Source organism: Streptomyces sp. McG3 (assembly GCF_018619185.1).
Classification (GTDB): Bacteria; Actinomycetota; Actinomycetes; order Streptomycetales; family Streptomycetaceae; genus Streptomyces.
Map to the genome: position 1 here is coordinate 1 of NZ_JAAXYC010000046.1, position 23837 is coordinate 23837.

Genomic DNA, 23837 nt, shown 5'->3' on the forward strand with positions numbered 1-23837 from the left:
GCCGGATCCGGTCGCCGGGCAGCGGCGAGGGGGCGTAGCCGGCCTCCTCCTCGTCGACCTCCAGGCCGGCGAACCGGGCTCCCCGCGGCTTCCTGCGCCGGGGCACGGGGGCTTCGGCCCGGGGTCCGTCGCCGTTCCCAGCCCCTCCGGGCCGCGGATGCCCGGCCGACGGGCCCGGAGCCTGGGCACGCGGCTGGGGGTCCCTGACGGACCAGGCGGGCCCATCGGGCCACTCGGCGGTCGCGGAGGGCGCCCCGGCAGGCCCGGCGGACACCCCGACACCCCCTGCGGACGCCCCGGCAGTCCCGGCAGGCGCCCCGGCCGTCCCGGCGGGCGGCTCGACGGGCCCGGCGGGCCCGGCACCCGCAGCGGGTAGCTCGACGGTCCCGGCAGGCCCGGGAGCGGCTACGGCTCCCGTCCCCCGCTCGCCGGAGTGCTCCGCCCGGAACCAGCCCTCGGGAACCGCCACGGCCGCCAGCCGCCCCCGCAGCTCGGCGCAGCGGGCGGTGGCGCGTTCATGGTCGTCGCGGGCCCAGGCCAGCGCTTCCGGTTCGGATGGGTCCGGGCCGCCGGGTCCGGCGCCGCGCAGGCGTTCCGCCGCCCGGCGCTGCTCGCGGACCATCAACTCCAGCCGGTGGACGAGCTCCTGGCGTCCGCCGGGCCGCCGGTCGTGGGTGGCCGCGGACGCGGAGTAGAGCGCGGCGGCCCGGACCGAGACCTGCTCGGCGAACCGGGCGCCGTGCAGGGCCGCGAGGTCCGCGAGCAAGGACTCCACCACGTCCCAGGGCGGGATCTCCACCCCGTCCAGGCAGGACCGCATGCCGACCGGGTCGCGCCGGGCGAAGACCCCGTACCAGCCGCGTCCGGGGTCCAGTCGTGCCACCAGTTCCCGCAGGTACTGCGCGAACGCCCCTACTTCGTAAGCCTGCTGATGCACCGTCATCGTCGCCCTCGCCGACCGTCGACTGGAGCCTTCCAGTCCGGAGGCATTCGACCGCAGACGTGTTACGGGGCGGCTACGCGCAGCTTTCGGGCGCGATGCGGCGGGAGCACACCGGCCGACCGCGCACCCCTTCACGCTCCGGCGACGGCGGCCGAAGTCAGAAGGTGATGGCGATCCCGGTGTGCGGGCGCTTGCCGAGCCGGGCGACCGTCGCGGGCCAGTCGACGAGCCAGAACTTCCAGGTGTACTTGCGCGCCAGCAGTTTGCGCGCCGCGCGGGTGCCGTCCTCGTCGAGGAGCTTCGCCTCGCCCTCCGCGCCGGGGGCCCCTTCGGCGATCCTGCCGCGTACGTCGCAGACGGTGACGACGACCTTGCCGTTGTTGCGCAGCCGCTTGACCTTCCACGAGTCGGAGCGGGTCCAGACGTACAGCACATCACCCTCGGCGGCGGCCCAGACGGGCGTGGCGACGGGTGTGCCGTTCTTCCGGTACGTGGTCAGGCTGACGTACTCGCTGCGCGCGAAGTCCTGGAGAGTCACGGCGCGACCCTACGCGCTCCGACGGGCGGCTCGCCGGTCAGGGCCCGGCCCGGTCTACGCGATCAACGGGACGGCGGCCGGTTCCGGCGCGCAGCGGCCGAGGATCTCGTCCATGGAGAGGCCCAGCGCACCGGCGAGGGCGGCCACGGTGAAGAAGGCGGGAGTGGGTGCGCGGCCGGTCTCGATCTTGCGGAGGGTCTCCGCGGAGATTCCGGCGCTCGCGGCGACGGCCGCCATGCTGCGCTCCCCGCGCGCCGCGCGGAGCAGCGCGCCGAGCCGTTCGCCGCGCAGGCGCTCTTCGGGTGTCAGAGGGGTGCGAACCATGCGCCCATCGTACTACGGATCGCCATTTCTATACCGTCATTACTATACCGGTTCGACCGGTATAGTAATGGGCATGGTGCACATCAAGACGGACACACACATGGCAGCGATGCGCGAGGCCGGCCGGGTCGTCGCGCAGATCCTGACCCGGGCGCGGGAGGTGGCGGCGGTCGGCGTGACCCCCCGCCAACTGGACGAGGCGGCCCGCGAGGTGCTGAGCGAGGCCGGGGCCTCCTCGCCCTTCCTGAACTACAAGCCGCACTTCGCGCCCACCCCGTTCCCGGCCGTCATCTGCGTCTCGGTCAACGACGCGGTCGTCCACGGCATCCCCTCGGCCGATCCACTGCGCGACGGGGACCTCGTCAGCGTGGACGCGGGAGCCCTCCTGGGCGGCTGGGCCGGTGACTCGGCGGTCAGCTTCACCGTGGGCGAGGCCCGCCCCACCGACACCCGGCTCATCGACGCCGCGAACGAGGCCCTGGCGGCCGGGATCGGCGCGGCCGTGGCCGGCAACCGGATCGGCGACATCGCCCACGCGATCGGCACGGTCTGCCGGAAGGCGGGCTACGGCATTCTGGAGGGGTACGGCGGCCACGGCATCGGCCGGTCCATGCACGAGGACCCGTCCGTGCCGAACGAGGGACGGCCGGGGCGCGGCATGGTGCTGCGGCACGGCATGGTCCTGGCGATCGAGCCCATGCTCATCGGCGGTGGCGGCGACGAGTTCCGCCACGACGAGGACGGCTGGACACTGCGGACCACCGACGGCAGCCGCGCCTCGCACGCCGAGCACACGGTGGCGATCACGAACGACGGCCCGCGCGTCCTGACCGCGCTGTGAGCACCGTGGGGACCACCCTCCTATGAGCGCCCGACGAACTCCCGGGCCAGTTCCGCTCCCCGGCTCCGCGCCCGTGCGCGGCTCTCGATCGGGGAGATACGGGAGTCCTTGAACGCGATGTAGGTGACCCCGGACTCGGCGCCTCCGGTCGACGGGTCGGCATCGATGCCCAGGGTCTTCGCCATGGCGTACGACGCCTCCCCGATGATGCCCGTGGGGCCGGTGTCGCCGATCACGCCGTACCGCACCCGGTCCCGGTACACGACCGCCACGACGCTGCCGCCGGTGAGCCCCGACTTCCGGTGGTCCCACACCTTGCTCGGGCCCGGTACGACCACATGGGGGAGCGCGGCCGAGTCCAGGGGTTCGCCGCGGGAGCTCTGGAACGCGGTCTCCGGGAGGAAGTACGGATCGGTCCTCCGGTTGCAGGCCTTCGTCTTCCGGCCGTCGCAGTCGATGTCCATGTCCGCCTTCCAGAAGACGGCGTCCTTGGTGCCGCAGACGGACACCGTCGCCTTGGAGCTGCCGCTGTCCGTGCGGTAGGCGCCTTTCGAGATCCGGGCGCAGGCGCGGACCTCGGCCAGCAGTTCCGCGGCGCTCGCGTTCCCTTCGACGGCGGTCGTCCCGGCCCCTTCCGGCTCCTGTCCGCCACCGGCCCCGGGGCCGGTGGCGGACGCGGGCAGGGCCGCCGCTCCGAGGAGCGCGGCGCCGCAGACGGCGGATGTCAGGGCGAGCATGCGGGTGCGCATGGTGCGGAAGGACCCTTCCCGTAGACCGAGGGACCGCCGTACGGGTCCCCTTGCCGGCACGCCAAGGCCACGGGGCCGGCACCGCGCGCTGTTTCGCGTGATACCGGCCCCCGGGGCCCCTGCTTCGTCCGGCCGGCTCAGTGACCGCCGCCCGGATGCACCACCATGGCCGAGCCGCCGCCGCGGCGCACCTTCTCCGCCGCCGCCAGCCAGCGGCCGTCGGGCAGTCGCTGCACCCCGGTGGCGGCCCCGATCTCCGGGTTCTGCTTGAAGGCGTGGCCGAGCTTCTCCAACTCCGCGCGGACCGGGCTGTTCCACAGGTCCGGCTCGATCTCCGTCGTCGGCGCGTTGCGCTGGCTGGCGCGCGGCGCGGCGATCGCGTCGACCAGCGGGAGTCCCCGGTCCAGGTGTCCGGTGAGCGACTGGAGCACGGTCGTGATGATGGTGGCCCCGCCCGGCGAGCCGAGGGCGAGCACCGGCTTGCCGTGCTGCAGCACGATGGTCGGGGAGATCGACGAGCGCGGCCGCTTGCCCGGACCCGGGAGGTTCGGGTCGTGCACCGCCGGGTTGGCGGGCGCGAAGGAGAAGTCGGTCAGTTCGTTGTTGAGCAGGAAGCCCCGGCCGGGCACGGTGATGGCGCTGCCGCCGGTGGTCTCGATGGTCAGGGTGTAGGCGACGACGTTGCCCCACTTGTCGGCCGTCGTCAGGTGGGTGGTGTTCTCACCCTCGAACGTGGTGGGCGCGGCCGTGCCGCCGCTGCCGCACCGCTCGGGGTCGCGCGGGTCGCCCGGCGCCAGCGGGCTGGTCAGCGCCTTGTCGTCCCGGATCAGGCACTCCCGCGCGTCGGCGAACCGCTGGCCCAGCAGTTCCTTCGTGGGGACGTCCTCGAACGCGGGGTCGCCGACCCAGCGTCCCCGGTCGGCGAACGCGATGCGGCTCGCCTCGATCAGGCGGTGGAGGTACTGCACCCGGTCGGCGCGCGAAAGGTCGGTGGACTCCAGGATGTTGAGGGCCTCGCCGACGCTGGTGCCGCCGGACGAGGAGGGTGCCATGCCGTAGACGTCCAGGCCCCGGTAGCTCACCTTCGTCGGGTCCTTGCGCAGGGTCCGGTAGGCGGCGAGGTCCTCACGGGTCAGGTCGCCGGGCCGCACCACCCGGGTGGCGTCCGGGTCGACGGGCGGCTTGCGCACCGTGCGGACGATGTCGTCGGCCAACTCACCCCGGTACAGCTCCCCGACGCCCTTGCGGCCGAGCTTCTCGTACGTACGGGCCAGGTCGGGGTTCTTGAACACGGTTCCGACCACGGGGAGTTCACCGCCCGGCAGGAACAGCTCGGCGGAGGCCGGGAAGTCGGCGAACCGGGCCTGGTTGGAGGCCGTCTGCGAGCGGAAGGTGCCGTCCACGACGAAGCCGTCCCGGGCCAGGCGTTCGGCCGGTTTCAGCAGCGTACGCAGGGACTTGCTGCCCCACGCGTCCAGGGCCCGCTCCCAGGTGGCCGGGGTGCCGGGCGTGCCGACGCCGAGGCCGCTGGTCACGCCCTCCTCGAAGGGGATCGGCTTGCCGTTCTCCAGGAAGAGGGAGGCGTCCGCGCTGCGGGGCGCGGTCTCGCGGCCGTCGATCGTCCGCACGGCGCGCTTCTTCGCGTCGTAGTGGACGAAGTAGCCACCGCCGCCGATGCCCGCCGAGTACGGCTCGGTCACGCCGAGCGCGGCAGCCGTGGCGACGGCCGCGTCCACCGCGTTGCCGCCCTTGCGCAGCACCTCGATCCCGGCGGCCGACGCGTCCGGGTCGACGCTCGCCACCGCTCCCCCGTAGCCCACCGCCACCGGGGACTTGGGTGGCGCGGGACGCGGGGCGGCGGACGGTGCCGAGGCCACCGGGGCGGCGGCTCCCACCGACGCGACCACGGCGAGGACGGCCAACAGCGACGTGTTCCGGCCGACGGAACGGCGCATACGTACCTCCAGTCAACGGATCTCCCGCCGCAGGGTAGCCCCGGGGGAGCCCGATCGTCAGGACCGCCTCGAACGGTTACCCGAATGACCGATACCATGCGCGCCCATGACGGACGACGTGCGCAACATCGTGCTGGGCGTGATAGCCGCCGGGATCAGTGCCTCGCTGGGCTGGCTCGCCCGGACCTACCTCTGGCGGCGGGGACTCCGCCGCAAACAGGCCTTCTTCGGGCTGCCGGCGAACTCCGAATGCCTGCTCGTCGTCAACCGCTACGCGGGCGCCGAAGGGTCGGTGCACCGTCACGACGCGTTCGCCCTGCTCGAACTCTCCGCCCTCATCAAGGACTGTGCGGCACACGCGCAGATCGTCACGCACGACACGGCCCAGCAGGGGTTCGGGGAGCGCACGGAGTTCTGCGTCGGCGGCCCGACGTCCAACCAGCGGATGGCCGCGCACCTGCGGACCCTGCTCCCCGGGGTGCGGATCAACGTCGAGCAGGACCCGGGCCCGGACCGGGTGGCGTTCCAGATCGGTTCGGAGCGCTACCGGCTGGAGCCGGGCACCTCCGAGTACGTCCTGCTGGCACGCCTGACGGGCAGTCAAGAAGCCCGCCCGGTCTTCCTGTTCTGCGGTCAGCGGGCCATCACCAACCAGGCGGCGACCCGCTATGTCGCGCGCAACTACGAGAAGCTGCGCCGCAAGCACGGTGCCAAGTCGTTCTGCCTGCTGCTGAGGGTCGTCAACTCCGGTGCGTACGGCCCCGATGTGGTCGAGCTAGTCGGCGATGTGACGCGCGAGGCCCAGGCTCCCGTGCCCAGCACGCCCGCCTCCCACCGGGCCGGCGGCTGACCGGCCCGTCGTCAGCGGCGCAGCCGCGCCCGGCCGGCCGCCACCGCCCCGGTGATCTCGCCTATCCCGAACGGCCGGGCCAGCAGCACCACCACGAGCAGCAGCGTGAGCGTCCCGGCCCCGGCGGCCGCCATGTCGCCCGCGCCCTCCGCCGCACGCGCCGCACCGTACGCCAGCGCGCCGGCGGGCAGGCAGGCGGCGACGAGGCGCGCGTGCCCGCCGAGGGTCGGCGACCGCAGCAGCGAACCCGCACCGGTGCCCGAGAGCCGGCGGGACAGGACGTAACCGGTGACGGCGAACCCGGCGCAGAAGGACACCGTGCTCGCCCCCGCCATCCCGGTCACCGCCCAGCGCGCCGGAAGCAGGAGGTACGCGGCGACCGAGAGGCCCGCCTGGACGGCGGCGATCACCAGGTTGAGGAGGAACGGGGTGCGGGTGTCGCCCATCGCGTAGAAGCCGCGGGAGAGGACGTAACTCCCGGAGAAGGCGATCAGACCGGGGGCGAAGGCCATCATGATTCCGGCCATCACGGTGATGTCGGCGGCGGTGGTGCGCCCGTACCCGAAGACGGAGCCGATCACCCATGGTGCGAGCACCAGCAGGGCGGTGGCGGCGGGCACCACGACGGCGGCGCTGGTGCGCAGGGCGTACGCGACGTCGCGGCGCACCCCGGCGAGGTCGCCGTCGGCCGCGGCCCGGCTCATCCGGGGCATCAGCGCGGTGACCAGCGAGACGGTGATGATCCCCTGGGGGACGACCCAGAGTTGATAGGCGTAGCTGTACGCGGTGTAACCCGCCCCGCCGGCGACGCCCTGTTCGACGGCGTGCTGTCCGGTGGCGGTGGAGAGCCGGGTGACGACCCAGTACGCGAGCTGGTTGGTGAGGACCAGCAGCACCAGCCAGCCGGCCGCGCGGACCGGCCGGGTCAGTCCGCTGCCACGCCAGTCGAACCGGGGCCGCCAGCGGAACCGGGCGGCGCGCAGGGCGGGGATCAGGGCGAGGGTCTGCACGGCTATCCCGGCGGTGGTGCCCCAGCCGAGGAGGTGGGCGTCGGCGTTGGAGAGGGTGCCGTCGGAGTCGGCGGCGACGCCGATGTAGAGCCCGAACACCCCGATGATCACGACGTTGTTGAGGACCGGGGTCCACATCATCGCGCCGAACCGGCCGCGGGCGTTGAGGACCTGGCCGAGCAGGGTGAAGAGCCCGTAGAAGAGGATCTGCGGCAGGCAGTAGCGGGCGAGGGCGACGGTCAGTTCGGCCTGGCGTCCGTCGTAGTCGGTGTAGACGCCGACGATGAGGGGCGCCGCCGCCACCGCGAACCCGGTGAGCGCGAGGAGGCCGACGGCGCACAGGGTGAGCAGCCGGTCGGTGTACGCGGCTCCCCCGTCGGCGTGTTCCCTGGCCGCCCGGACCAGCTCGGGGACGAACACCGCGTTGAGCGCGCCGCCGATGAGCAGGATGTACAGGATGTTGGGCACGGTGTTGGCGACCGTGTAGCCGTCGGCGGTCAGGCTGGTGCCGAGAGCGGCGACGACGACGGCCGAGCGGACGAAGCCGGTGGCGCGCGAGACGACGGAGCCGGCCGCCATGACAGCCCCGCTGCGCAGCACCGATGCGGAGCGGACCGGGGGGCCGGTGGTGCTGTCGACGGTCGCGCTCACTGATGGTCTCCCGTGTTCCGAGGTGCTGGCCGACGGTGGAGCGTACTCCGGACCGAGCAGTGAGGTTTCTCCCGGGAAAGGAAGGAACCCGACATGAGGGAAATGCCTCTCCCCTGGTGAGCACCCCTGCCCTGGAGGTTTTTCCGTTGAGTTCCGCACGTCCGCGCATCCGTCGTTCCGCCCCGGCCGGCCGGAGGGCCCGGCTCGCCCTGACCGGGACCGCGGCCCTGCTCGCCGCCGCGCTCACCGCGTGCGCGGGCGACCCCTCGGGCTCCGCCGAGGTGGGCGGGGACGCCGAGGAGCCCGGCACCAGCGTCTCGGTGAACCTCACGGGCACGGCGGCGGCCCCGGGCGGACCGGTGAAGGTGACGCTGGCTCACGGAAGGCTGAAGACGGTGTCGGTGGCGGCGGGCAAGGACGGCACGCTGACCGGGAGGATATCCGCCGACGGCCGGACCTGGACATCCGATCGGGTCGCCGCGCCCGGCACCGCGTACACGGTCGAGGCGCGGGACACGGACGGCGGCAGCGACCGGGCCGCGTTCGCCACCGCCGAGGCCGGGAAGGTCAACAAGCTCCTCCTCGCGCCGGGGAAGAACACGACCGTCGGCATCGCCCAGCCGCTGTCCGTCGTCTTCGACCACCCCGTGAAGAACAAGGCGGCCGTCGAGAGGGCGCTGAAGGTCTCGACGTCCAACGACACCGAGGGCTCCTGGGGCTGGCTCCAGGACTACTCGGGCAAGGACCGCGTCGACTGGCGGCCCGAGGAGTACTGGAAGCCCGGAACGAAGGTCACCCTGGACGCACGGCTGAACGGGGTCGACACGGGTGCGGACGGCGGCTGGTTCGTCCGCGACTACACGACGACGTTCACGGTCGGCGCGGCCCAGGTGGTCAAGGTCGACCTCGACCGGTCCCGGCTCGCCCTGCACCGGGACGGGAAGCAGGTCCTGGACATCCCGATGTCGGCGGGCACCCCGGGCGGCGAGAAGGCCTCCTGGCGGGGCACGGCGGTCCTGATGTCGAAGGAAGGCACGATCAACATGCGCTCCGAGACGGTGGGCCTGGGCGACGCCTACGACAAGATGGTCGATTACTCGATGCGGCTGACCTGGTCCGGGATGTACGTGCACGCGGCCCCGTGGAACGCGGGCTATTTCGGTCAGGCCAACCGGAGTTCGGGCTGCGTCGGCATGAGCGACGCGGACGCCGCGGCCCTGTACGGGCAGGTACGGGTGGGCGACCCGTTCGAGATGACCGGCGCGCAGGCCAAGGGCACGGTCGCCGAGGGCAACGGGTACGGCGCCTGGAACCTCTCGTGGGAGGACTGGGCGGCGAAGAGTGCCCTGACGAGGTAGCCCGGTAGGGCCCGTTCCGGGCCCGGAGCACGTCAGCGGTGCCGCGGCCTCGGAGCGCCACCGACGTGCTCCGGGCCCGCAGCACTACTGACGCCACGTCCAACAATCGTTACCTTCACGCAACGCACCCGGTAGTTACCAGCGGTAAACAACCGGGGTTACCGTCGGGTCACTTTGCACTGACACGCGTGAGGAGTGACCCCGTGGCACGTCCGAAACCGGCACTGCGCACCACCGCTTCGATCACCACCGCCGTCGCCCTGCTCGCCGGGGCCGCGCTCGTCGCCGCCCCGGCCGCGACGGCGGCCCCCGGCACCGCACCCGCGGGCACGACCGCCCAGGGCCTGACGTTCCACGACATCCCCGGGTCCGGGGGCATCACCCTGAAGGGCAACGTCTTCACGCCCGCCGGGGCGGCGGCCGGGACGAAGCATCCACTGATCGTCTTCCCGACGAGCTGGGCCATGCCGCAGATCGAGTACCTGGCCCAGGCCCAGAAGCTCGCCGACTCCGGTTACGTCGTGGTGAGTTACACCTCGCGCGGCTTCTGGCTGTCGGGCGGGGAGATCGAGGTGGCGGGCCCGCCGGACAGCGCGGACGCCTCCGCCGTCATCGACTGGGCGCTGGAGCACACCTCCGCCGACCCGGACCGCGTCGGCATGGGCGGCGTCTCCTACGGGGCGGGCATCAGCCTGCTGGCGGCGGGGCACGACCCGCGCATCAAGGCGGTGGCCGCGCTCAGCGGCTGGGCCGACCTGATCGACTCCATCTACAGCGGGCGCACCCAGCACCTCCAGGCCGCCGCCCTGCTCGGCGGCGCGGGCCTGGTCACCGGCCGCCCCGGAGACGAACTGACGCAGACGCTGAAGGACTTCCTCGGCTCCAACCTGGAGAAGGAGCCGGAGATGATCGCCTGGGGGAAGAAGCGCTCCCCCGCGACGTATCTGGACCGGATCAACGCCAACGGCGCGGCCATCATGATGGGCAACGCCTGGGGCGACACGATCTTCCCGCCCAACCAGTACGCCTCGTTCTACGACAAGCTCACCGGCCCCAAGCGGCTGGAGTTCCGCCCCGGCGACCACGCCACCGCCGAGGCCACCGGTCTGCTCGGGCTGCCCAATGACACCTGGACGAGCACCCGCCGCTGGTTCGACCGCTATCTCAAGGGCGAGCGCAACGGCATCGACACCGAGCTTCCCGTCCAGCTCAAGTCCCGCACCGACCAGGGGTACGAGGGCTACCCGGACTGGAAGTCGGTCGGCGCGGTGAAGAACCGGATCCCGCTGGACGGCACCAAGAAGGTGTGGGCCAACGTCGACTCGGGCGCCAACGGGGGCATCGCGATCCTGTCCAACGCGCTGGACCAGTTCCTGAAGCTGCCACCGACGGTCTCCGTGCCCCTGCTGCCGCGCACCTTCGCGAGCGTCTGGCAGTCGGAGCGGTACGCCACCGCCCAGCGGATCCGGGGCACGTCCGCACTGCACACCACGGTCACCAGCACGAAGCCGAGCGGCACCCTCGTCGCGTATCTCTACGACGTGGGGCCGCTCGGCATCGGCAAACTGGTCAGCAACGCTCCGTACACCTTCCACGGGCAGACGCCGGGCCGGCCGTTCCCCGTCGACCTGGAGCTGTACTCCACGGCCTACGACGTCCCCGCCGGTCACCGGCTCGCCCTGGTGATCGACACCGTCGATCCGTTGTACATCGAGCACAACCCGACCGGAGCGCAGCTGACCTTCTCCTCGCCCGGCACGGACCCGAGTCATCTCTCGGTCCCGCTGCGCGAGAAGTGATCACCGACTGCTGCCGGGCGGGCAGGACCCGGCTACCGCCCTCCCGGCAGCAGCGTCCCGGTGCGGCCGGGGCCACCCCCACCGCCTCCGTCTTCGGACTGCGCCGCTGGCGGCGGGCCACCCAGGTGGCGAACCACGCGGTGGGGCGTACGGGACAGGTGCGGAGCGAGGGACGATTCTCGCTCCGCACCGTCGATCGGCCCGTTCCGGTCAGGTCACCGTCCACTTCTGCGACGCACGGCCGTCGCACCGGGAGATGATCAGCTGGGTTCCATCGGCCCCGCTGCCACCCGCGGTATCGAGGCAGATGCCGCGGTTGCGGATGGTGCCGTCAGACCCCACGGACCAGTCCTGATTGGCGCCGCCGGTGCAGTCCCACAGCTGGACCTTGGTCCCGTCGGCGGAGCCCCAGCCGTCCACATCGAGGCACTTGCCCAGCGACCGCAGTGTGGCACCGGTGGCCTGCCACTTCTGGTTGTCACCGGTGTTGCAGCCCCACAGCTGCACCTTGGTGCCGTTCGCCGAGCTGTTGGCGTTCACGTCAGCGCACTTGCCGCCGACGCCCTTGATCTGCTTCGCGGTGGACGCACCGCCCTGTGCGACGCCGTTCCCGACGAAGTTCAGCGAGTCGATGTCGAACGAGTTGCCCGAGGTCGTCTTGAAGACCAGGTACAGCTCGGTCGTCCCGGCGGGCTTGGTGACGTCGACCGCCGGTGTGTTCTGGTAGGCGTCCCAGCCGCCGGTGCTCGGGACGGGCACCGTGGCGAGCAGCGCGCCCGATGGGGAGCCGTCACGCAGTTCGACCGTTCCCCCGCCCGTAGGGGAGGAAAGTCTGAGCGAGACCTTGTCGATGCCCGTGAAGTTGACCGGGGAGTAGGAGACCCAGTCGTTGTCGCTGATGTCGCCGAGCCGGCCGCCGGACTCGGCGCCTGCCTGGGACACGACCCGGATTCCGGACTGACGAGTGTAGAACTCGGCTTGCTTGTGCTTGGGCTGAAGCAACGCTTTGGCGCTGCCGCCCAGGGCAGGCACCCCGGAGGCGCCCTTGTCCGTGTAGCTGGAGGAGACGACGTAGGACACGTTCAGGTCGGCGTGACCGGCATCCGTCTCCGGGACGATGGTGCCTGAGCAGCCGGTGATCACGTCGGTGTCGTGCGCGTGCTCGTCATGTCCGAGCGAGGGCACGGTCCTGACTTTGCCGCAGTCGATCGTGCCGTCTTCCGGGTCGGTGACGTTCACCGTGTACGGGATGCGGTCGCCCCAGTCGTACATGCCGCCGTTCGGCACGGAGAGTTCGACGGTCGGCGCGGTGTTGCCGGAGGTCACGGTGAGGTTGGCGGTGCCGGTGCGGCCGCCTGTGTCCGTGACGGTGAGCTGGGCGGTGAACTGTCCCTTCCCGGTGTAGGTGTGTGTCGGGGACGCCTGGTCGGAGGTCGCTCCGTCGCCGAAGTCCCAGCGGTAGGAGAGTGTGCCGCCCTCGGGGTCGTGCGAACCCGCGCTGGAGAACTTCACCGTCAGCGGCGAGGGCCCGGAGGTCGGGGTGGCGGTGGCCTTGGCGAGGGGGCGTCGGTCACCGGAGCTGTAGTCGATGCGGTAGAGGCCGGAGTCGGGGTTGTCCCGGCCGAAGCCGCTGCCCCATTCCAGCAGGTACATCGCCCCGTCGGGGCCGAACTTCATGTCCATCGGGGACTTGAGGCTCAGGTCCGGCAGGAAGTCGTTGATCTTGAGCAGCTTCCCCTCGTCGTCCAGGCGGAACTCGTGCAGTGTGTTGCGCGACCACTCGCCGAAGAAGGGCGTCTTGTCGAAGTAGGCCGGGAACTTCGTCTCCGAGGGGTTGTCGGGGTCGTACTGATACACGGGGAAGGCGGCGGGCGCCTCGCCGCCCTCGCCCATCTCCGGGAACTTCCCCCCGTTGACACCGTTGCCGTACCAGACGTCTGCCTTCTTGGCCGCCGGGAGGTTGGTCAGGCCGGTGTTGTTGGGTGACTCGTTGACCGGAGCCGCGCAGTTGAAGTCGGGTCCGGACTGGCCGGTGGCGTAGTCGTAGTCCCGGTAGGGGATGTTGTCGCCGACGCAGTACGGCCAGCCGTAGAAGCCCGGCTCCTTGACGGCGTTCCACTCGACGATCGCCGCCGGCCCTCGGGCCGCGTTGTCGGAGCCGGCGTCCGGGCCGTAGTCCGCGGCGTAGACCGTGCCGTCTTCCGGGTCGACGGAGAAGCGGAAGGGGTTGCGGAAGCCCATGGCGTAGATCTCGGGCTTGGTCTTCGCTGTTCCGGGGGCGAACATGTTGCCGGTCGGGACGGTATAGGTGCCGTCGTCCTCCGGGTGGATGCGCAGGATCTTGCCGCGCAGGTCGTTGGTGTTCGCGGAGGTGCGCTGGACATCGTTGTCCGCACGTCCCGGACGTTCGTCGATCGGCGCGTATCCGTCGGAGCGGAACGGTTCCACGTCGTCGCCGGTGCCTATGTACAGGTTGCCGCCCGGGCCGAAGGCGATGTATCCGCCGGTGTGTCCCGGTTCCGGGGACTGACGTGAGGAGGGGACCTTCATGACCACTTTTTCGCTGGCCTTGTCGATGGTGTCGCCGTTGGCGGTGAACCGGGACACGCGTGCGATGTCCTCGGTGCCGCCGGCCGGCGAGTACATCAGGTAGATCCACCGGTTGGTGGCGAAGTCCGGGTCCAGTGCGAGGCCGGTCAGTCCGTCCTCGCCTCCGGTGTAGACGTCGAGCGTGGCGGCGGTGAGCACATCGCCGGTGCCGGGTTTGTGCACCTTTACCTTGCCGCCGTACTCGGCGTAGAAGACCCGGCCGTCGTCGGCGATGTCCAGGGCGGCGGGGCCGACGGTGTTCTCGTCCAGCGGGACCTTCTCGTAGTCGGCCCAGGTCGTGGGACCGCAGTCTGCCGCGACTTTGCCGCCCGCGGTCTCGACGCCGCCCACGACATGGTCGCGGAAGAGCGGGTCGGAGTAGCTGGCGTTGTCGTGGCCCATGGCGGTGGCCCACACACTGCCGCCCTCGGCATCGCGGCACCAGGAGATCGGGTGGTCGGCCCCCATGGCCTCGCTGCCCGGATCGTAGGTGGTCTCGTCGGCGGTGACCAGGACGTGCACGTCGCCGCGCGGGTTGGGGTCGAAGTTGTACCACTCCTCCGTGCGTTCCCAGCGGTCGGGAAGGTGCGAGGTGGAGGGGTGGACGCGGTCGGCGACCTTGGCGGTGCCCTTCAGGCTGCCGGGCGAGTGCGCGGGCATGTGCGCGCCGCCGTTGACCAGCTGGTCCCACCAGGGGAATTCGTTCTCGATGCCCATGTCGAGCGTGTTGTGGATGGCCGCGATGCCACCGCCGTCGCGGACGTAGCTCTGCATGGCCTGGCGTTGGGCGTCGGTCTCCCAGACCATGCCGGACGTCTGGACCATGGCGATCACGTCGTACTCGGCGAGGTCTGTGTCGTTGAAGACGGCCGAGTCCTCGCTCGTGGTCAGCTCCCATCCGCGTTCGGCGGCGACCTGGTCGAACATGGTGATGGCTGCCGGAATGGAGCCGTGCCGGTAGGCGCCGGGTGCGGTCTTGGTGAACAGGAGGACGTGGAAGCCCTCGGGGTGGGCGGAGGCCGGGGCGCTCAGGCCGGTCATGAGGAGGGCGGAGCTGACTAAACTCAGCCCCCATTTCGTCGTTCTGGATCTCATGTGCGGCTCCTGCGGCGGTAGATGTGGTACGTGGATGGCTCTTGCGGACATCGGACGCGGGGCGGGAACACGAGTGCCGAACCGGCGCTCAAGCCGGTGTCGGGTCAGGCAGGGCGGCAGAGGTGGGGCGTCGTTCGGCCTGGCGGAGGAAGGCGAGGCCCCGGGTGGCGAGGTCGTCCTGGCTGGGGGCGAGCGGCCGCCAGATGGAGGCGGCGACTGCGATGGTCGCGTTGTGGGCGGTGAAGGATTCGATGCACAGGGGTCCCTGATGGCCCTCGTCGTCCAGGGCGTCGAGGAATCCTGGCCAGTCCAGGTGGTCGTCGCCCGGTGCGCCCCGGTCGTTGGCGCACACCTGGACGTGGAAGATGCGGCCGGTGGCCCGGCGTACGGCGTCCGGCAGCGACCGTTCCTCGATGTTCTGGTGGTAGGTGTCGAGGGCGACCCCTATGGTTTGGGCGGACAGTCCGTCCATCGCCGCAACTGTCTGGTCGATGGTGTTGAACAGGCTCGTCTCGTACCGGTTGAGCGGCTCGACGGCGATCCGGATGCCCGTCTGGGCAGCGTGTGTGACGACCGGCGCGATGTTCTCCCGCCACTGCTCGTACGCCGCCGTTCGCTCGCCGTCGTCCATCTGCCAGGTGTGGCCGACGGCGGCGTAGACGGGGCCGGCCACGACGGGGGCGCCGAGCAGCGCGGCCGCGTCGACGCACTGCCGTAGGTAGTCCTGGGTGGTGCGGACCACCGTGGGCGTGGCGCGGACGAGATCGCGCCCCGGCGGCATCACGGCGCACACCGCGGCGGGCGTGAGGCCCTGGTCGGCCAGGAGGCCGGCGGTGGTGGCGGGCTGCCAGTCGCCGGGCTGCTCCAGTGGGAGTTCGGCGCAGTCGAAGCCCCAGGCGGCCAGGCGCGGCAGCACCTCTTCAAGGGCCTTGTCGGTGACTGGTGAGTGCCAGATCCAGGGGTTGGCGCCGATCGCTCGCCGTACGTTCGGGGTCACTTGCCGCCCCATTCGCCGGGGTAGCCGGGAAGCTTCTCGCAGCCGCAGGCACCGTAGTGCAGCGGCGGCATGCCCTCTTCGTAGTAGGAGTCGAAGGTTTCCTTCGTCACGACCGGCTGCGGCAGTGTCCACTGCTTCGGCACCTCCTGTCCGCCCAGGACGCGCAGCGCGGCGATGACGGGCGTACGCCACTGGAAGGTGGGGTAGGTCGGTGCGATGGCGGTGAGGTCCTTGTCCTTCCACGCCTGGAGGAAGTCCTGCTGGTCCTCGCCGGTGATCGGCGGCACGTCCTTGCCGGCGTCCTCGAACGCCTCGACGGCTGCGACGCCGGTGGCACCGGAGTCCATCCAGACCCCGTCAATGGTGCCGTGCCGGGAGAGGGCATCGGAGACGATCGACTTGGTCTTCGAGGGGTCGCCGTCGGTGAACTTCACCTCGGCCACCTTGAGTCCGGCCTTGTCGAACGCCTTCTTCGCCGCGGCCCAGCGGTTTTCCAGGACGTCCACGCCGGGTGAGATCCGTAGCGCGACGATCTTTCCGCCGCTGTCCACCTCGTCGACCAGAAAGTCGGCTGCCGCGGCGCCGTAGGCGTAGCCGCCGACGGGGCTGATGAAGGTGACTCCGCAGTCGGTCTGTACGCCGCGGTCGAAGACGATCACCGGGAGCTTGGTGCACGCCTCCTGTACCGCCGGAGTGAGGGTGGCGGTGGTGTTGGGCGAGACGATCAGCGCGTCGCAGTCCTGGCCCGACAGCTCCTGGATGTCGGAGATCTGTTTGTCGTCCTTGCCCTGCGCGTCCAGAACGGTGAAGTCCGTGATCTCGTCGTGCAGTTTCACCTCCGCCTTCATGCTCCTCAACCCCACCTGCCGCCAGGGGTTGAAGACGCCCGCGTTGGAGAAGCAGAGATGGACGCCTTTGGCACCGCCTTTCATCGCGTACTTCGACGTGTCGGTCATCTCCGGGTTCAGCATCTGCTCCCACGGCTTGTCGGCGGGACCCTGGGGTGTCGCCCCGGCGAGCGACAGTTGACGCTCGTACTCGGCCTGGTCGAAGAACTCCGCGTCCTCACCACCCGGTCGGGACTGTTCGGAGGCAGTGGCGCCGGCCCCCGGGCCGTCCTGTGGCACATCGGAGGAGCAGGCGGACAACAACGCCGCGGCCAGCAGGGCGGCGAGAGGAGCAGCCAGGCGGGCGGGACCGCCGGGTCGTCCGGTACGAGATGCGCGGCTCATGAGGAGGTGCCTCCGGAGGGTTGTGTACGGGGACGGCGCAGCCGCTTCAGTCCCGGGAGCCCGGCGGCTCCGAGGCCGACGGCCGCGATGACGATGACGCCCTGGACGGTGGACTCCAGGGCGCCGGACACTCCCTGGAGGTTGAGCAGTGTGAAGAGTGCTTGGAGTGAGAAGGCCCCGGCCATGGCGGCGACCACGGATCCGCGGCCACCACCGAGCAGGACCCCGCCGAGGACCACGGCGGTGATGGCCTCGAACTCCAGGCCGCGGCCGGCCTGGGCGGAGACACCGGAGAACCCGGCGACGAGCACCGCGGCCAGCGCGGCGGCCGTACCCGAGAGCACGAACGCCAGAACGCGGACGCGAGGAACCCGTACGCCCGACAGGTGCGCGGTACGTTCGCTGTCGCCCGTGGCGAGGAGGGTACGGCCGAAGTCGGAGCGCATCAGCCACACGGCGGCGGCTCCGACCACAAGACAGGCGGGGACCGCCCAGGGCAGCCAGCCGCCCGCGGAGCCGCGGCCGAACTCCCGGAAACTCTGCGGAAGCACGCCCTGCGGGGAACCACCGGTCCAGTAGAAGACGGCACCCTCCAGAATGAGCATCATGCCGAGGGTGGCGATGAACGACGGCACCCGGAGCCTGGTGGTGATGAGCCCGTTGGCCAACCCCACCAACGCCCCGCCGACCAGCAGTCCCACGGTGACCAGCAGCCAGGGGGCGCCCGGGTAGGAGCCGTAGAACTCGGCCCCGGCCACCACTCCCACGGTCACCACCGCGCCGACCGAGAGGTCGAAGCCGCCGGAGACGATGACGAGATACTGGCCCGCGGCCAGGATCACCAGCGGGGCCGCGCGCTTGACGAAGGCAAGGAAGCTGTCGGGTTCGTAGAAGCCTGGGTTGGTGAGCGCCAAGGCTGCGAGCAGGACGACGAGGAGCACATGGACGGGGGCGCCGGTGCCCAGGCGCCGGACCGCCCGGGCGGCGGTGTTGGGAGTCGGGTCTTCTGTCGTGGTCGTCGTGGTCATGCCGACTGCTCCTGCCCCTGGACGCCGGGCGCCCCGCTCGTTTTCGCTTGTCCCCCCGTTTGCGCTTGTCCCCGGCCCGCGCGGCGCGGTCGTCGGGCGGCCCGGTCCGAGCGGGGCCGGGCGTAGATGGCGACGGCGGCGATGATGACGACACCGCGCACGACGTTCTTGAAGAACGGATCGACGGAGAGCTGGTTGAAGACGCTGTCCAGCACGGACAGAACCAATACGCCTCCGAGGGTGCCCGCTACGCCGCCACGTCCTCCGGCGAGGGCTGTGCCGCCGAGCACGACCGCGGCGATGGACTCCAGGTCGTAGCGGGCGTCCGTGCCGGCCCAGGGGGCGCCCGCACCGAGCCGGGCAGCGAGAAACAGGGCGGCTGCCCCGACACACAGCGAGCACAGCACGTGTGCGAGGACGACGGCGCGTCCCGTGCGCACACCGGACAGCCGGGCGGCGTGCTCGTCGCCGCCGGTGGCGTACATGTGGTGGCCGACGCGGGTGCGCCGGGTGATCAGCCATGCGACGACGGCGACCGCGATCAGCAGGAGGACGGATACGGGAACGAAGCCGACGCGGTCGTAACCCAGGCGTCGGAAGGATGCGGGGACGTGGCCGGCAGGGCCGGTGTAAGTGTCTTCGATGTAGCCGCGCAGGATGAACGCCATGCCGAGCGTGGCGATGAACGCGTTGACCTTCAGTCCGGTGACGATCAGCCCGTTCGCGACGCCGACGGCGGCGGACAGAGCGAGGACGGCCAGGACGGCGGTGACAACGTTTCCGCTCTCCATCATCTCCGCGGCGATGAGCGTGCCGAGGCTGACAAGATACGCAACGGAGAGGTCGAGGGACCCGGTGAGGATCACCACCGACTGGCCGACCGCGACGAGACCCAGGGCGACCGAGTTCTGGAGGATGCCCGTGACGGTGGACCGGGTCATGAACTCGCCGCCGTCCGCGGCCACGACCATCCAGCCGACGAGGGTGACCGCGAGTGCGGCCAGCCACACGGCGACCACGGGGTCTCCCAGGCGGATGCGGCCCAGGACGCTTCCGCGGGACGCAGCCTCGGCCGCGGCCCCGCCGGGGATGGCCGTCATGCCGCTCGTCCCTGGTCATGGCCGGTGTCACCCGTGGCCAGTCGCATGATGTCTTCCTCGGCGGTGCCTGCGGGCAGTTCGCCGACCAGCGCTCCGTCGGCCATCACCAGGATCCGGTCGCTCATCCCGATCAGCTCGGGTAGTTCGGAGGAGACGATGAGCACGGCGAGGCCCTCACGGGCGAGATCGCGCACGAGGGTGTGGATGGCTGACTTCGCGCCGACGTCCACGCCTCGGGTCGGTTCGTCGAACAGGAGCACCCGGGGGCGGGCCGCGAGCCACTTGGCGATGACCACCTTCTGCTGGTTTCCCCCGGAGAGGTAGCGCACCTCTTGGTCCAGGCCGCGGGACCGCAGCGCGACCCGCTCCAGGAGCCCTTCGACATCTTGTCCCCCGACGACGGACACGGCTCGCGTGACGAGCAGGGCGTTGTCCCGCACGGACTGGCGCAGGGCCAGGCCCTCGGCTTTGCGGTCCTCGGTGACCAGCGCGACACCGCCCCGGATCGCTTGGCGCGGACTGCCGGGCAGCATGGGACGCCCTACGACGGTCATCGAGCCCCGGGTGAACGGTGCGGCGCCGAACAGAGCCCGCACCAGGGAGGTACGGCCCGACCCCTGCAAGCCTGCGACCCCGGTGACCTCGCCGGCCCGTAGGGTCAGCCCGATGTCGGTGAGGCGCTCATTGCCGGCGTCGGTGAGGGTCAGGAGCGGCTCGCCGATCTCCCCGGCTTCGGCACGGGGCGGGTAGTACGCGTGCAGTTCACGGCCGACCATGGCCCGCACCACCTCATCGGGGGTGGTCGCGGCGGTGGTGAGGGAGGCGGCCTTGCGGCCGTCTTTCAGCACGGTGATGCGCTGGGAAAGGTCGAATACCTCGCGCAGGCGATGGCTGATGTAGAGAATGCCGATACCGCGGGCGGCGAGTCGGCGGATAAGCACGTAGAGCAATTCCACCTCGTGGTCGGCGAGGGGTGCCGTCGGCTCGTCCATGACCAGCACACGGACGTCAGATGCTGCCAGCGCTTTGACGATCTCCACGGTCTGCTGCCGAGCCACCGAAAGCTCCCGTACCTGCATGCGGGGGTCGATCCCGGTTTCGTCCAGCTCGGCGAGCAGTTCGGCGGTGCGTCGCTCCATCGTGCGGCGGTCGACCAGTCCCCGGCGCACCGGCTCACGGCCGAGGAAGACGTTCTCGGCGACGGTGCGGTGCGGTAGGAGAGCGAATTCCTGGTGGATAAGGGCGATTCCGGCGGCCTGCGCCTGCACGGGGTGGGTAAAGACGTGGGGGGCGCCATCGAGGCTGATGGTGCCCTCATCGGGGATGTACTCCCCGGCGAGCACCTTCATCAGCGTGGACTTTCCCGCGCCATTCTCCCCGACCAGGGCGTGAACCTCGCCCGGTTTCAGGTCGAGTGATACCCCGTGTAACACCCGAGCCCCGAGGAAGCTCTTCGAGACACTGCTCATCGTCAGCATGCTCGGCAGGATTGCGACCCAACTTTGTCCTGTCAACACTTAAAGCGAGACCAATAGTGACGCAGAAACTCATTACTTTGCCTGATCGTCGAACAAAGCATGGTCCGAAGCTGATCACGGCCATAAGGTTGCACAAGTGAACACTCACGTCTCCTCGTCTTCTCCGCCCTCGGAGTCCGGTTCCGCCCCGCGTTCGCCCATCGGTCAGACACCCGGCGACATCCTGGCGTTGATCAGTTCCGGCGACGCCGTCACGCGCGCCGAGATCGCCCGGCATACCGGGCTCGCCCGCTCCACCGTCTCCCAGCGGATCGATGCCCTCATCGCTCACGGATTCGTCGACGAGGACGCCGAAGCGCCCTCCACCGGCGGCCGCCCACCGCGTCGCCTCGCTCTGCGCACCTACGGGCACGCCATAGCCGGGGTCGACATCGGGGCGTCACACTGCCGGGTCGGGCTGCTGGACATGGGCGGCACCCTGATCGTGGCTCGCGAGGACCCGCTGACCATTGCGAACGGGCCCGAGGCGGTCCTCGGCCACGTCGAACGCACTCTGCACACCTTGCTCGAAACGGCTGACGGGACGGCATCGCGGACGCTTCGGGCCATCGGCGTCGGCGTGCCCGGCCCGGTGGAGTTCTCGACGGGGCGTCCGGTGGATCCGCCGATCATGCCGGGCTGGCACCAGTACCCCATTCCCCAGTTCTTCGAGGACCGGTTCGGCGTTCGGGCACTCGTGGACAACGATGTGAACGTCATGGCCCTGGCCGAGCAACGACGTGCGTTCTCGGACACGCTGCACCTGTTGTACCTGAAGGTCGGCACGGGCATCGGTTGCGGCATCGTCGCCGACGGCCGCATCCACCGGGGTGCACAGGGGTCGGCCGGAGACATCGGGCACATCCGGGTGGGCGAGCGGGACGAGCCGTGCCACTGCGGCAACTCGGGCTGCTTGGAAGCCATCGCGGGTGGCGCCGCGCTGGCTGCTCGGCTACGAGCGGCGGGTCTTGAGGCCGCGGGGAGCCTCGACATCGTGCAACTGGTCATGGAAGGAAACCACGAGGCCGTCCGCATGGTCCGCGAGGCCGGCCGCTCGGTCGGCGAGGTGCTGTCGGGGCTGGTCAACTTCTTCAACCCGGAAACGGTCGTCGTCGGGGGCGCCCTCGCCGCCGTGCACGACCAACTTCTCGCCGGTGTCCGCGAAGCGGTCTACCGCCGGTCCAATCCGCTGGCGACCCACGTGCTGCGGATCGAACCCAGCAGGATCGGTGAGAACGCGGGGGCAATCGGTGCCGGCACCTTGGCGCTGGAGCACGCGCTGTCCCCCGCCCAGGTCGACCGCGCCCTGACGACGGACGCGGCGGTGTGAGCGCAGCCGACACCGCCGGGCGCACGAAACGACAACCGGACGCGCCGCCCGACGCCGTCCTCGACCCGGCCTGCACGGCACACACGGGCCTCCCCCCGCCCGGGGGCGATCCGTCGAGCGGTCCCCTCCAACGCGCAGGTGCGGCAGCTGATCCACCGACTGCGGACCGGCGAGGACGTCCTCGACCTCGCCGGCTCGCCCCTTGCCGCCATGGGAGACGCAGGGGAGAAGGATCCTGCCCATCGAGGCCGGGTAGAGCTGATTCAAGCCAACCTGGGCCAACCCGACCGGCGCGCAGCTGACCTTCTCCTCGCCCGGCACGGACCCGAGTCATCTCTCGGTCCCGCTGCGCGAGAAGTGATCACCGACTGCTGCCGGGCGGGCAGGACCCGGCTACTGCCCTCCCGGCAGCAGCGTCCCCGGTTCGGCCGGGGCCACCCCCACCGCCTCCGTCTTCGGACTGCGCCGCTGACGGCGGGCCACCCAGGTGGCGAACCACGAGAGCAGCATGCACATCCCGATGTAGATCGGAGAGATCACCATCACGACGGGGATGAAGGGAAGATCGTAGTCGAGATTCGACGCGATCAGCTTTCCGGCGTGGAGGAATTCCTCGTAGGTGATCAGATAGCCCAGTGAGGTGTCCTTGAGCGCGACCACCAGCTGACTGATGATGGTCGGCAGCATCGCGCGTACGGCCTGGGGAGCCAGGACGAACGTGGTGACCTGTGTCTTGCGCATGCCGAGCGCGTACGCCGCCTCGCGCTGGCCCCGGTCCACGGAGTTGATCCCGGTGCGGAACACCTCCGCGAGGACGGAGCCGTTGTAGAGCGTCAGCCCGGCGACCAGGGCGGGCAGCGGCTGGACCTTCAGCGCCACGAAGATGAAGAAGATCATCACCAGCACCGGCATGGCCCGGAAGAACTCGACGAGCAGGGTGGAGATCCAGCGCAGCACCCGGTGTTCGGAGAGCCGGCCGACCGCGAGGACCGCGCCCAGGACGAGCGAGAGGACCGCGGCGTACGCGAACGCCTTGAGGGTGTTGCCGAGGCCGCGCAGCAGCAGTTCCTGGATGCCCTTGTACGCGAAGGGCGTCCACTTCTCGGCGGTGAACTGGTCGGTGTCGAAGAGCAGGTAGACGATCCAGCCGAACAGCGCCAGGATCACCACCGTCGAGGCGATCCCGTACATCAGGTGCCGTTTGCGGGTCACCGGGCCGGGGATGTCGTAGAGCGCGGTGGCCGCCGGCAGGGCGGGCCTGCGGGTGAGGGTCTTGGTCATCGTGCCACTCCCCAGCGCTTCTCCATCACGTTGAACACCGCGCTGATGGTCAGGGTGATGATCAGGTAGCCGACGGCGATCCAGATGAAGGACCAGATGATGCTGTAGCCCAGCTCGTTGAGCGTCTTGTAGGTGCCGAGGAGTTCGGTGACGCTGAACGCCCCGGCGATCGCGGAGTTCTTCGCCAGCGCGATCAGTGTCGAGCCGACCGGCGGGATCACCGACCGGAACGCCTGCGGCAGCACCACGGTGCTCAGGGTCTGGCCGAAGTTCATACCGAGGCTGCGGGCGGCCTCGCCCTGCCCCTTGGGCACGGTGTTGATGCCGGAGCGCAGCACTTCGCAGATGAAGGCCGAGGTGTAGCAGCCGAGCGCCAGCACGGCGAAGACCTGGAACGGCAGGACGAGCCCGAAGCGGGGCAGGCCGAGCAGGACCGCGAAGAACAGCAGCGTCAGCGGGGTGTTGCGGAGCACGGTGACCCAGACCGTGCCCAGCACCCGGAAGGAGCCGACGGGCGCGACCCGGAAGGACGCCATCAGGAAGCCGAGGACGAGCGCCAGCGCGGAGGCGTAGACGGTCAGCTCGACGGTGCCGAGGAAGCCCTTGCCGTAGAGGGAGAAGTTCTCTGTCAGTACGTCCATGGGTGGGGC

The 23837-nt window shown here is 70.7% G+C and carries 18 protein-coding genes and 2 pseudogenes; 5 read left to right on the plus strand and 15 right to left on the minus strand.

What is annotated here, in order from left to right:
- The 3 genes and pseudogenes from HET64_RS10740 to HET64_RS10750 form a co-directional block, all read right to left on the minus strand.
- Window positions 1–943 (minus strand): annotated as a pseudogene (locus tag HET64_RS10740) (hypothetical protein); the annotation flags it as partial.
- A gap of 157 nt (window positions 944–1100) precedes the next feature.
- Window positions 1101–1481, minus strand: coding sequence for a PPOX class F420-dependent oxidoreductase (locus tag HET64_RS10745; RefSeq protein ID WP_215104220.1), 381 nt, complete (start codon window positions 1479–1481; stop codon window positions 1101–1103).
- 54 nt (window positions 1482–1535) lie between these two features.
- Window positions 1536–1805, minus strand: a complete 270-nt coding sequence (locus HET64_RS10750) for a helix-turn-helix domain-containing protein (protein ID WP_018961443.1) — start codon at window positions 1803–1805, stop codon at window positions 1536–1538.
- Between the two features lie 73 nt (window positions 1806–1878).
- Here HET64_RS10750 and map point away from each other — a divergent pair, with 73 nt between their 5' ends.
- Entirely contained in the window at window positions 1879–2646 is a 768-nt protein-coding gene (map, locus tag HET64_RS10755) for a type I methionyl aminopeptidase (RefSeq protein WP_215104222.1), read from the plus strand.
- A 20-nt stretch (window positions 2647–2666) separates the two neighbouring features.
- Here map and HET64_RS10760 read toward each other — a convergent pair whose 3' ends face one another.
- Both HET64_RS10760 and ggt read right to left on the minus strand, forming a co-directional pair.
- Complete coding sequence (locus tag HET64_RS10760; protein ID WP_215104224.1) at window positions 2667–3395, minus strand: glycoside hydrolase family 75 protein; 729 nt, start codon at window positions 3393–3395, stop codon at window positions 2667–2669.
- A 137-nt stretch (window positions 3396–3532) separates the two neighbouring features.
- Window positions 3533–5350: a gamma-glutamyltransferase gene (gene ggt, locus HET64_RS10765; RefSeq protein ID WP_215104226.1), complete on the minus strand. Its 1818-nt coding sequence runs from the start codon at window positions 5348–5350 to the stop codon at window positions 3533–3535.
- 106 nt (window positions 5351–5456) lie between these two features.
- Between ggt and HET64_RS10770 the strand changes: the two genes are divergently transcribed.
- Window positions 5457–6200: a hypothetical protein gene (locus tag HET64_RS10770; protein WP_215104228.1), complete on the plus strand. Its 744-nt coding sequence runs from the start codon at window positions 5457–5459 to the stop codon at window positions 6198–6200.
- Window positions 6201–6211: 11 nt separating this feature from the next.
- On the opposite strand, the gene murJ is transcribed toward HET64_RS10770, so the two are convergent.
- A complete protein-coding gene (gene murJ, locus HET64_RS10775) occupies window positions 6212–7861 on the minus strand; it encodes a murein biosynthesis integral membrane protein MurJ (protein ID WP_215104230.1) in 1650 nt (549 codons plus the stop codon).
- Between the two features lie 146 nt (window positions 7862–8007).
- On the opposite strand from murJ, the gene HET64_RS10780 reads away from it, so the two are divergent.
- Window positions 8008–9219 carry an Ig-like domain-containing protein gene (locus HET64_RS10780; protein WP_215104232.1) on the plus strand — a complete coding sequence of 404 codons (1212 nt, stop codon included), beginning with the start codon at window positions 8008–8010 and terminating at the stop codon, window positions 9217–9219.
- Window positions 9220–9422: 203 nt separating this feature from the next.
- Window positions 9423–11018: a CocE/NonD family hydrolase gene (locus HET64_RS10785; protein ID WP_215104234.1), complete on the plus strand. Its 1596-nt coding sequence runs from the start codon at window positions 9423–9425 to the stop codon at window positions 11016–11018.
- A 32-nt stretch (window positions 11019–11050) separates the two neighbouring features.
- On the opposite strand, the pseudogene HET64_RS40065 reads toward HET64_RS10785, so the two are convergent.
- The 7 genes and pseudogenes from HET64_RS40065 to HET64_RS10815 all read right to left on the minus strand — a co-directional run.
- Window positions 11051–11157: pseudogene (locus tag HET64_RS40065) on the minus strand (amino acid ABC transporter permease); the annotation flags it as partial.
- 71 nt (window positions 11158–11228) lie between these two features.
- Window positions 11229–14648, minus strand: coding sequence for a ThuA domain-containing protein (locus HET64_RS10790; RefSeq protein ID WP_251145124.1), 3420 nt, complete (start codon window positions 14646–14648; stop codon window positions 11229–11231).
- 142 nt (window positions 14649–14790) lie between these two features.
- A complete protein-coding gene (locus HET64_RS10795) occupies window positions 14791–15699 on the minus strand; it encodes a sugar phosphate isomerase/epimerase family protein (RefSeq protein ID WP_308369966.1) in 909 nt (302 codons plus the stop codon).
- Complete coding sequence (locus HET64_RS10800) at window positions 15696–16931, minus strand: substrate-binding domain-containing protein (RefSeq protein ID WP_215104241.1); 1236 nt, start codon at window positions 16929–16931, stop codon at window positions 15696–15698. Before HET64_RS10800 ends, HET64_RS10795 begins: the two co-directional genes overlap by 4 nt.
- Window positions 16928–17959 carry an ABC transporter permease gene (locus HET64_RS10805; RefSeq protein WP_215104243.1) on the minus strand — a complete coding sequence of 344 codons (1032 nt, stop codon included), beginning with the start codon at window positions 17957–17959 and terminating at the stop codon, window positions 16928–16930. The genes HET64_RS10800 and HET64_RS10805 overlap by 4 nt, the downstream gene beginning before the upstream one ends.
- Window positions 17956–19059: an ABC transporter permease gene (locus HET64_RS10810; protein WP_215104245.1), complete on the minus strand. Its 1104-nt coding sequence runs from the start codon at window positions 19057–19059 to the stop codon at window positions 17956–17958. Before HET64_RS10810 ends, HET64_RS10805 begins: the two co-directional genes overlap by 4 nt.
- Window positions 19056–20537 (minus strand): sugar ABC transporter ATP-binding protein, encoded by a 1482-nt coding sequence (locus HET64_RS10815; protein ID WP_215104247.1) that lies wholly within the window; start codon window positions 20535–20537, stop codon window positions 19056–19058. Before HET64_RS10815 ends, HET64_RS10810 begins: the two co-directional genes overlap by 4 nt.
- 136 nt (window positions 20538–20673) lie before the next feature.
- Between HET64_RS10815 and HET64_RS10820 the strand changes: the two genes are divergently transcribed.
- Window positions 20674–21906 carry an ROK family transcriptional regulator gene (locus HET64_RS10820; RefSeq protein WP_215104249.1) on the plus strand — a complete coding sequence of 411 codons (1233 nt, stop codon included), beginning with the start codon at window positions 20674–20676 and terminating at the stop codon, window positions 21904–21906.
- Window positions 21907–22299: 393 nt separating this feature from the next.
- Here the strand turns inward: HET64_RS10820 and HET64_RS10825 are convergent, their stop codons facing one another.
- Window positions 22300–23187 carry an amino acid ABC transporter permease gene (locus tag HET64_RS10825; protein ID WP_215104251.1) on the minus strand — a complete coding sequence of 296 codons (888 nt, stop codon included), beginning with the start codon at window positions 23185–23187 and terminating at the stop codon, window positions 22300–22302.
- Window positions 23184–23828 carry an amino acid ABC transporter permease gene (locus HET64_RS10830; protein WP_007454866.1) on the minus strand — a complete coding sequence of 215 codons (645 nt, stop codon included), beginning with the start codon at window positions 23826–23828 and terminating at the stop codon, window positions 23184–23186. Before HET64_RS10830 ends, HET64_RS10825 begins: the two co-directional genes overlap by 4 nt.
- Between the last annotated feature and the right edge of the window lie 9 nt (window positions 23829–23837).

Excerpts from the sequence above, each read along its gene's own strand:
- HET64_RS10750 (WP_018961443.1), bottom strand. The coding sequence starts at position 1,805 with ATGGTTCGCACCCCTCTGACACCCGAAGAGCGCCTGCGCGGCGAACGG.
- map (WP_215104222.1), top strand. The coding sequence starts at position 1,879 with ATGGTGCACATCAAGACGGACACACACATGGCAGCGATGCGCGAGGCC.
- HET64_RS10760 (WP_215104224.1), bottom strand. The coding sequence starts at position 3,395 with ATGCGCACCCGCATGCTCGCCCTGACATCCGCCGTCTGCGGCGCCGCG.
- ggt (WP_215104226.1), bottom strand. The coding sequence starts at position 5,350 with ATGCGCCGTTCCGTCGGCCGGAACACGTCGCTGTTGGCCGTCCTCGCC.
- HET64_RS10770 (WP_215104228.1), top strand. The coding sequence starts at position 5,457 with ATGACGGACGACGTGCGCAACATCGTGCTGGGCGTGATAGCCGCCGGG.
- HET64_RS10790 (WP_251145124.1), bottom strand. The coding sequence starts at position 14,648 with ATGACCGGCCTGAGCGCCCCGGCCTCCGCCCACCCCGAGGGCTTCCAC.
- HET64_RS10800 (WP_215104241.1), bottom strand. The coding sequence starts at position 16,931 with ATGAGCCGCGCATCTCGTACCGGACGACCCGGCGGTCCCGCCCGCCTG.
- HET64_RS10805 (WP_215104243.1), bottom strand. The coding sequence starts at position 17,959 with ATGACCACGACGACCACGACAGAAGACCCGACTCCCAACACCGCCGCC.
- HET64_RS10810 (WP_215104245.1), bottom strand. The coding sequence starts at position 19,059 with ATGACGGCCATCCCCGGCGGGGCCGCGGCCGAGGCTGCGTCCCGCGGA.
- HET64_RS10815 (WP_215104247.1), bottom strand. The coding sequence starts at position 20,537 with ATGCTGACGATGAGCAGTGTCTCGAAGAGCTTCCTCGGGGCTCGGGTG.
- HET64_RS10825 (WP_215104251.1), bottom strand. The coding sequence starts at position 23,187 with ATGACCAAGACCCTCACCCGCAGGCCCGCCCTGCCGGCGGCCACCGCG.
- HET64_RS10830 (WP_007454866.1), bottom strand. The coding sequence starts at position 23,828 with ATGGACGTACTGACAGAGAACTTCTCCCTCTACGGCAAGGGCTTCCTC.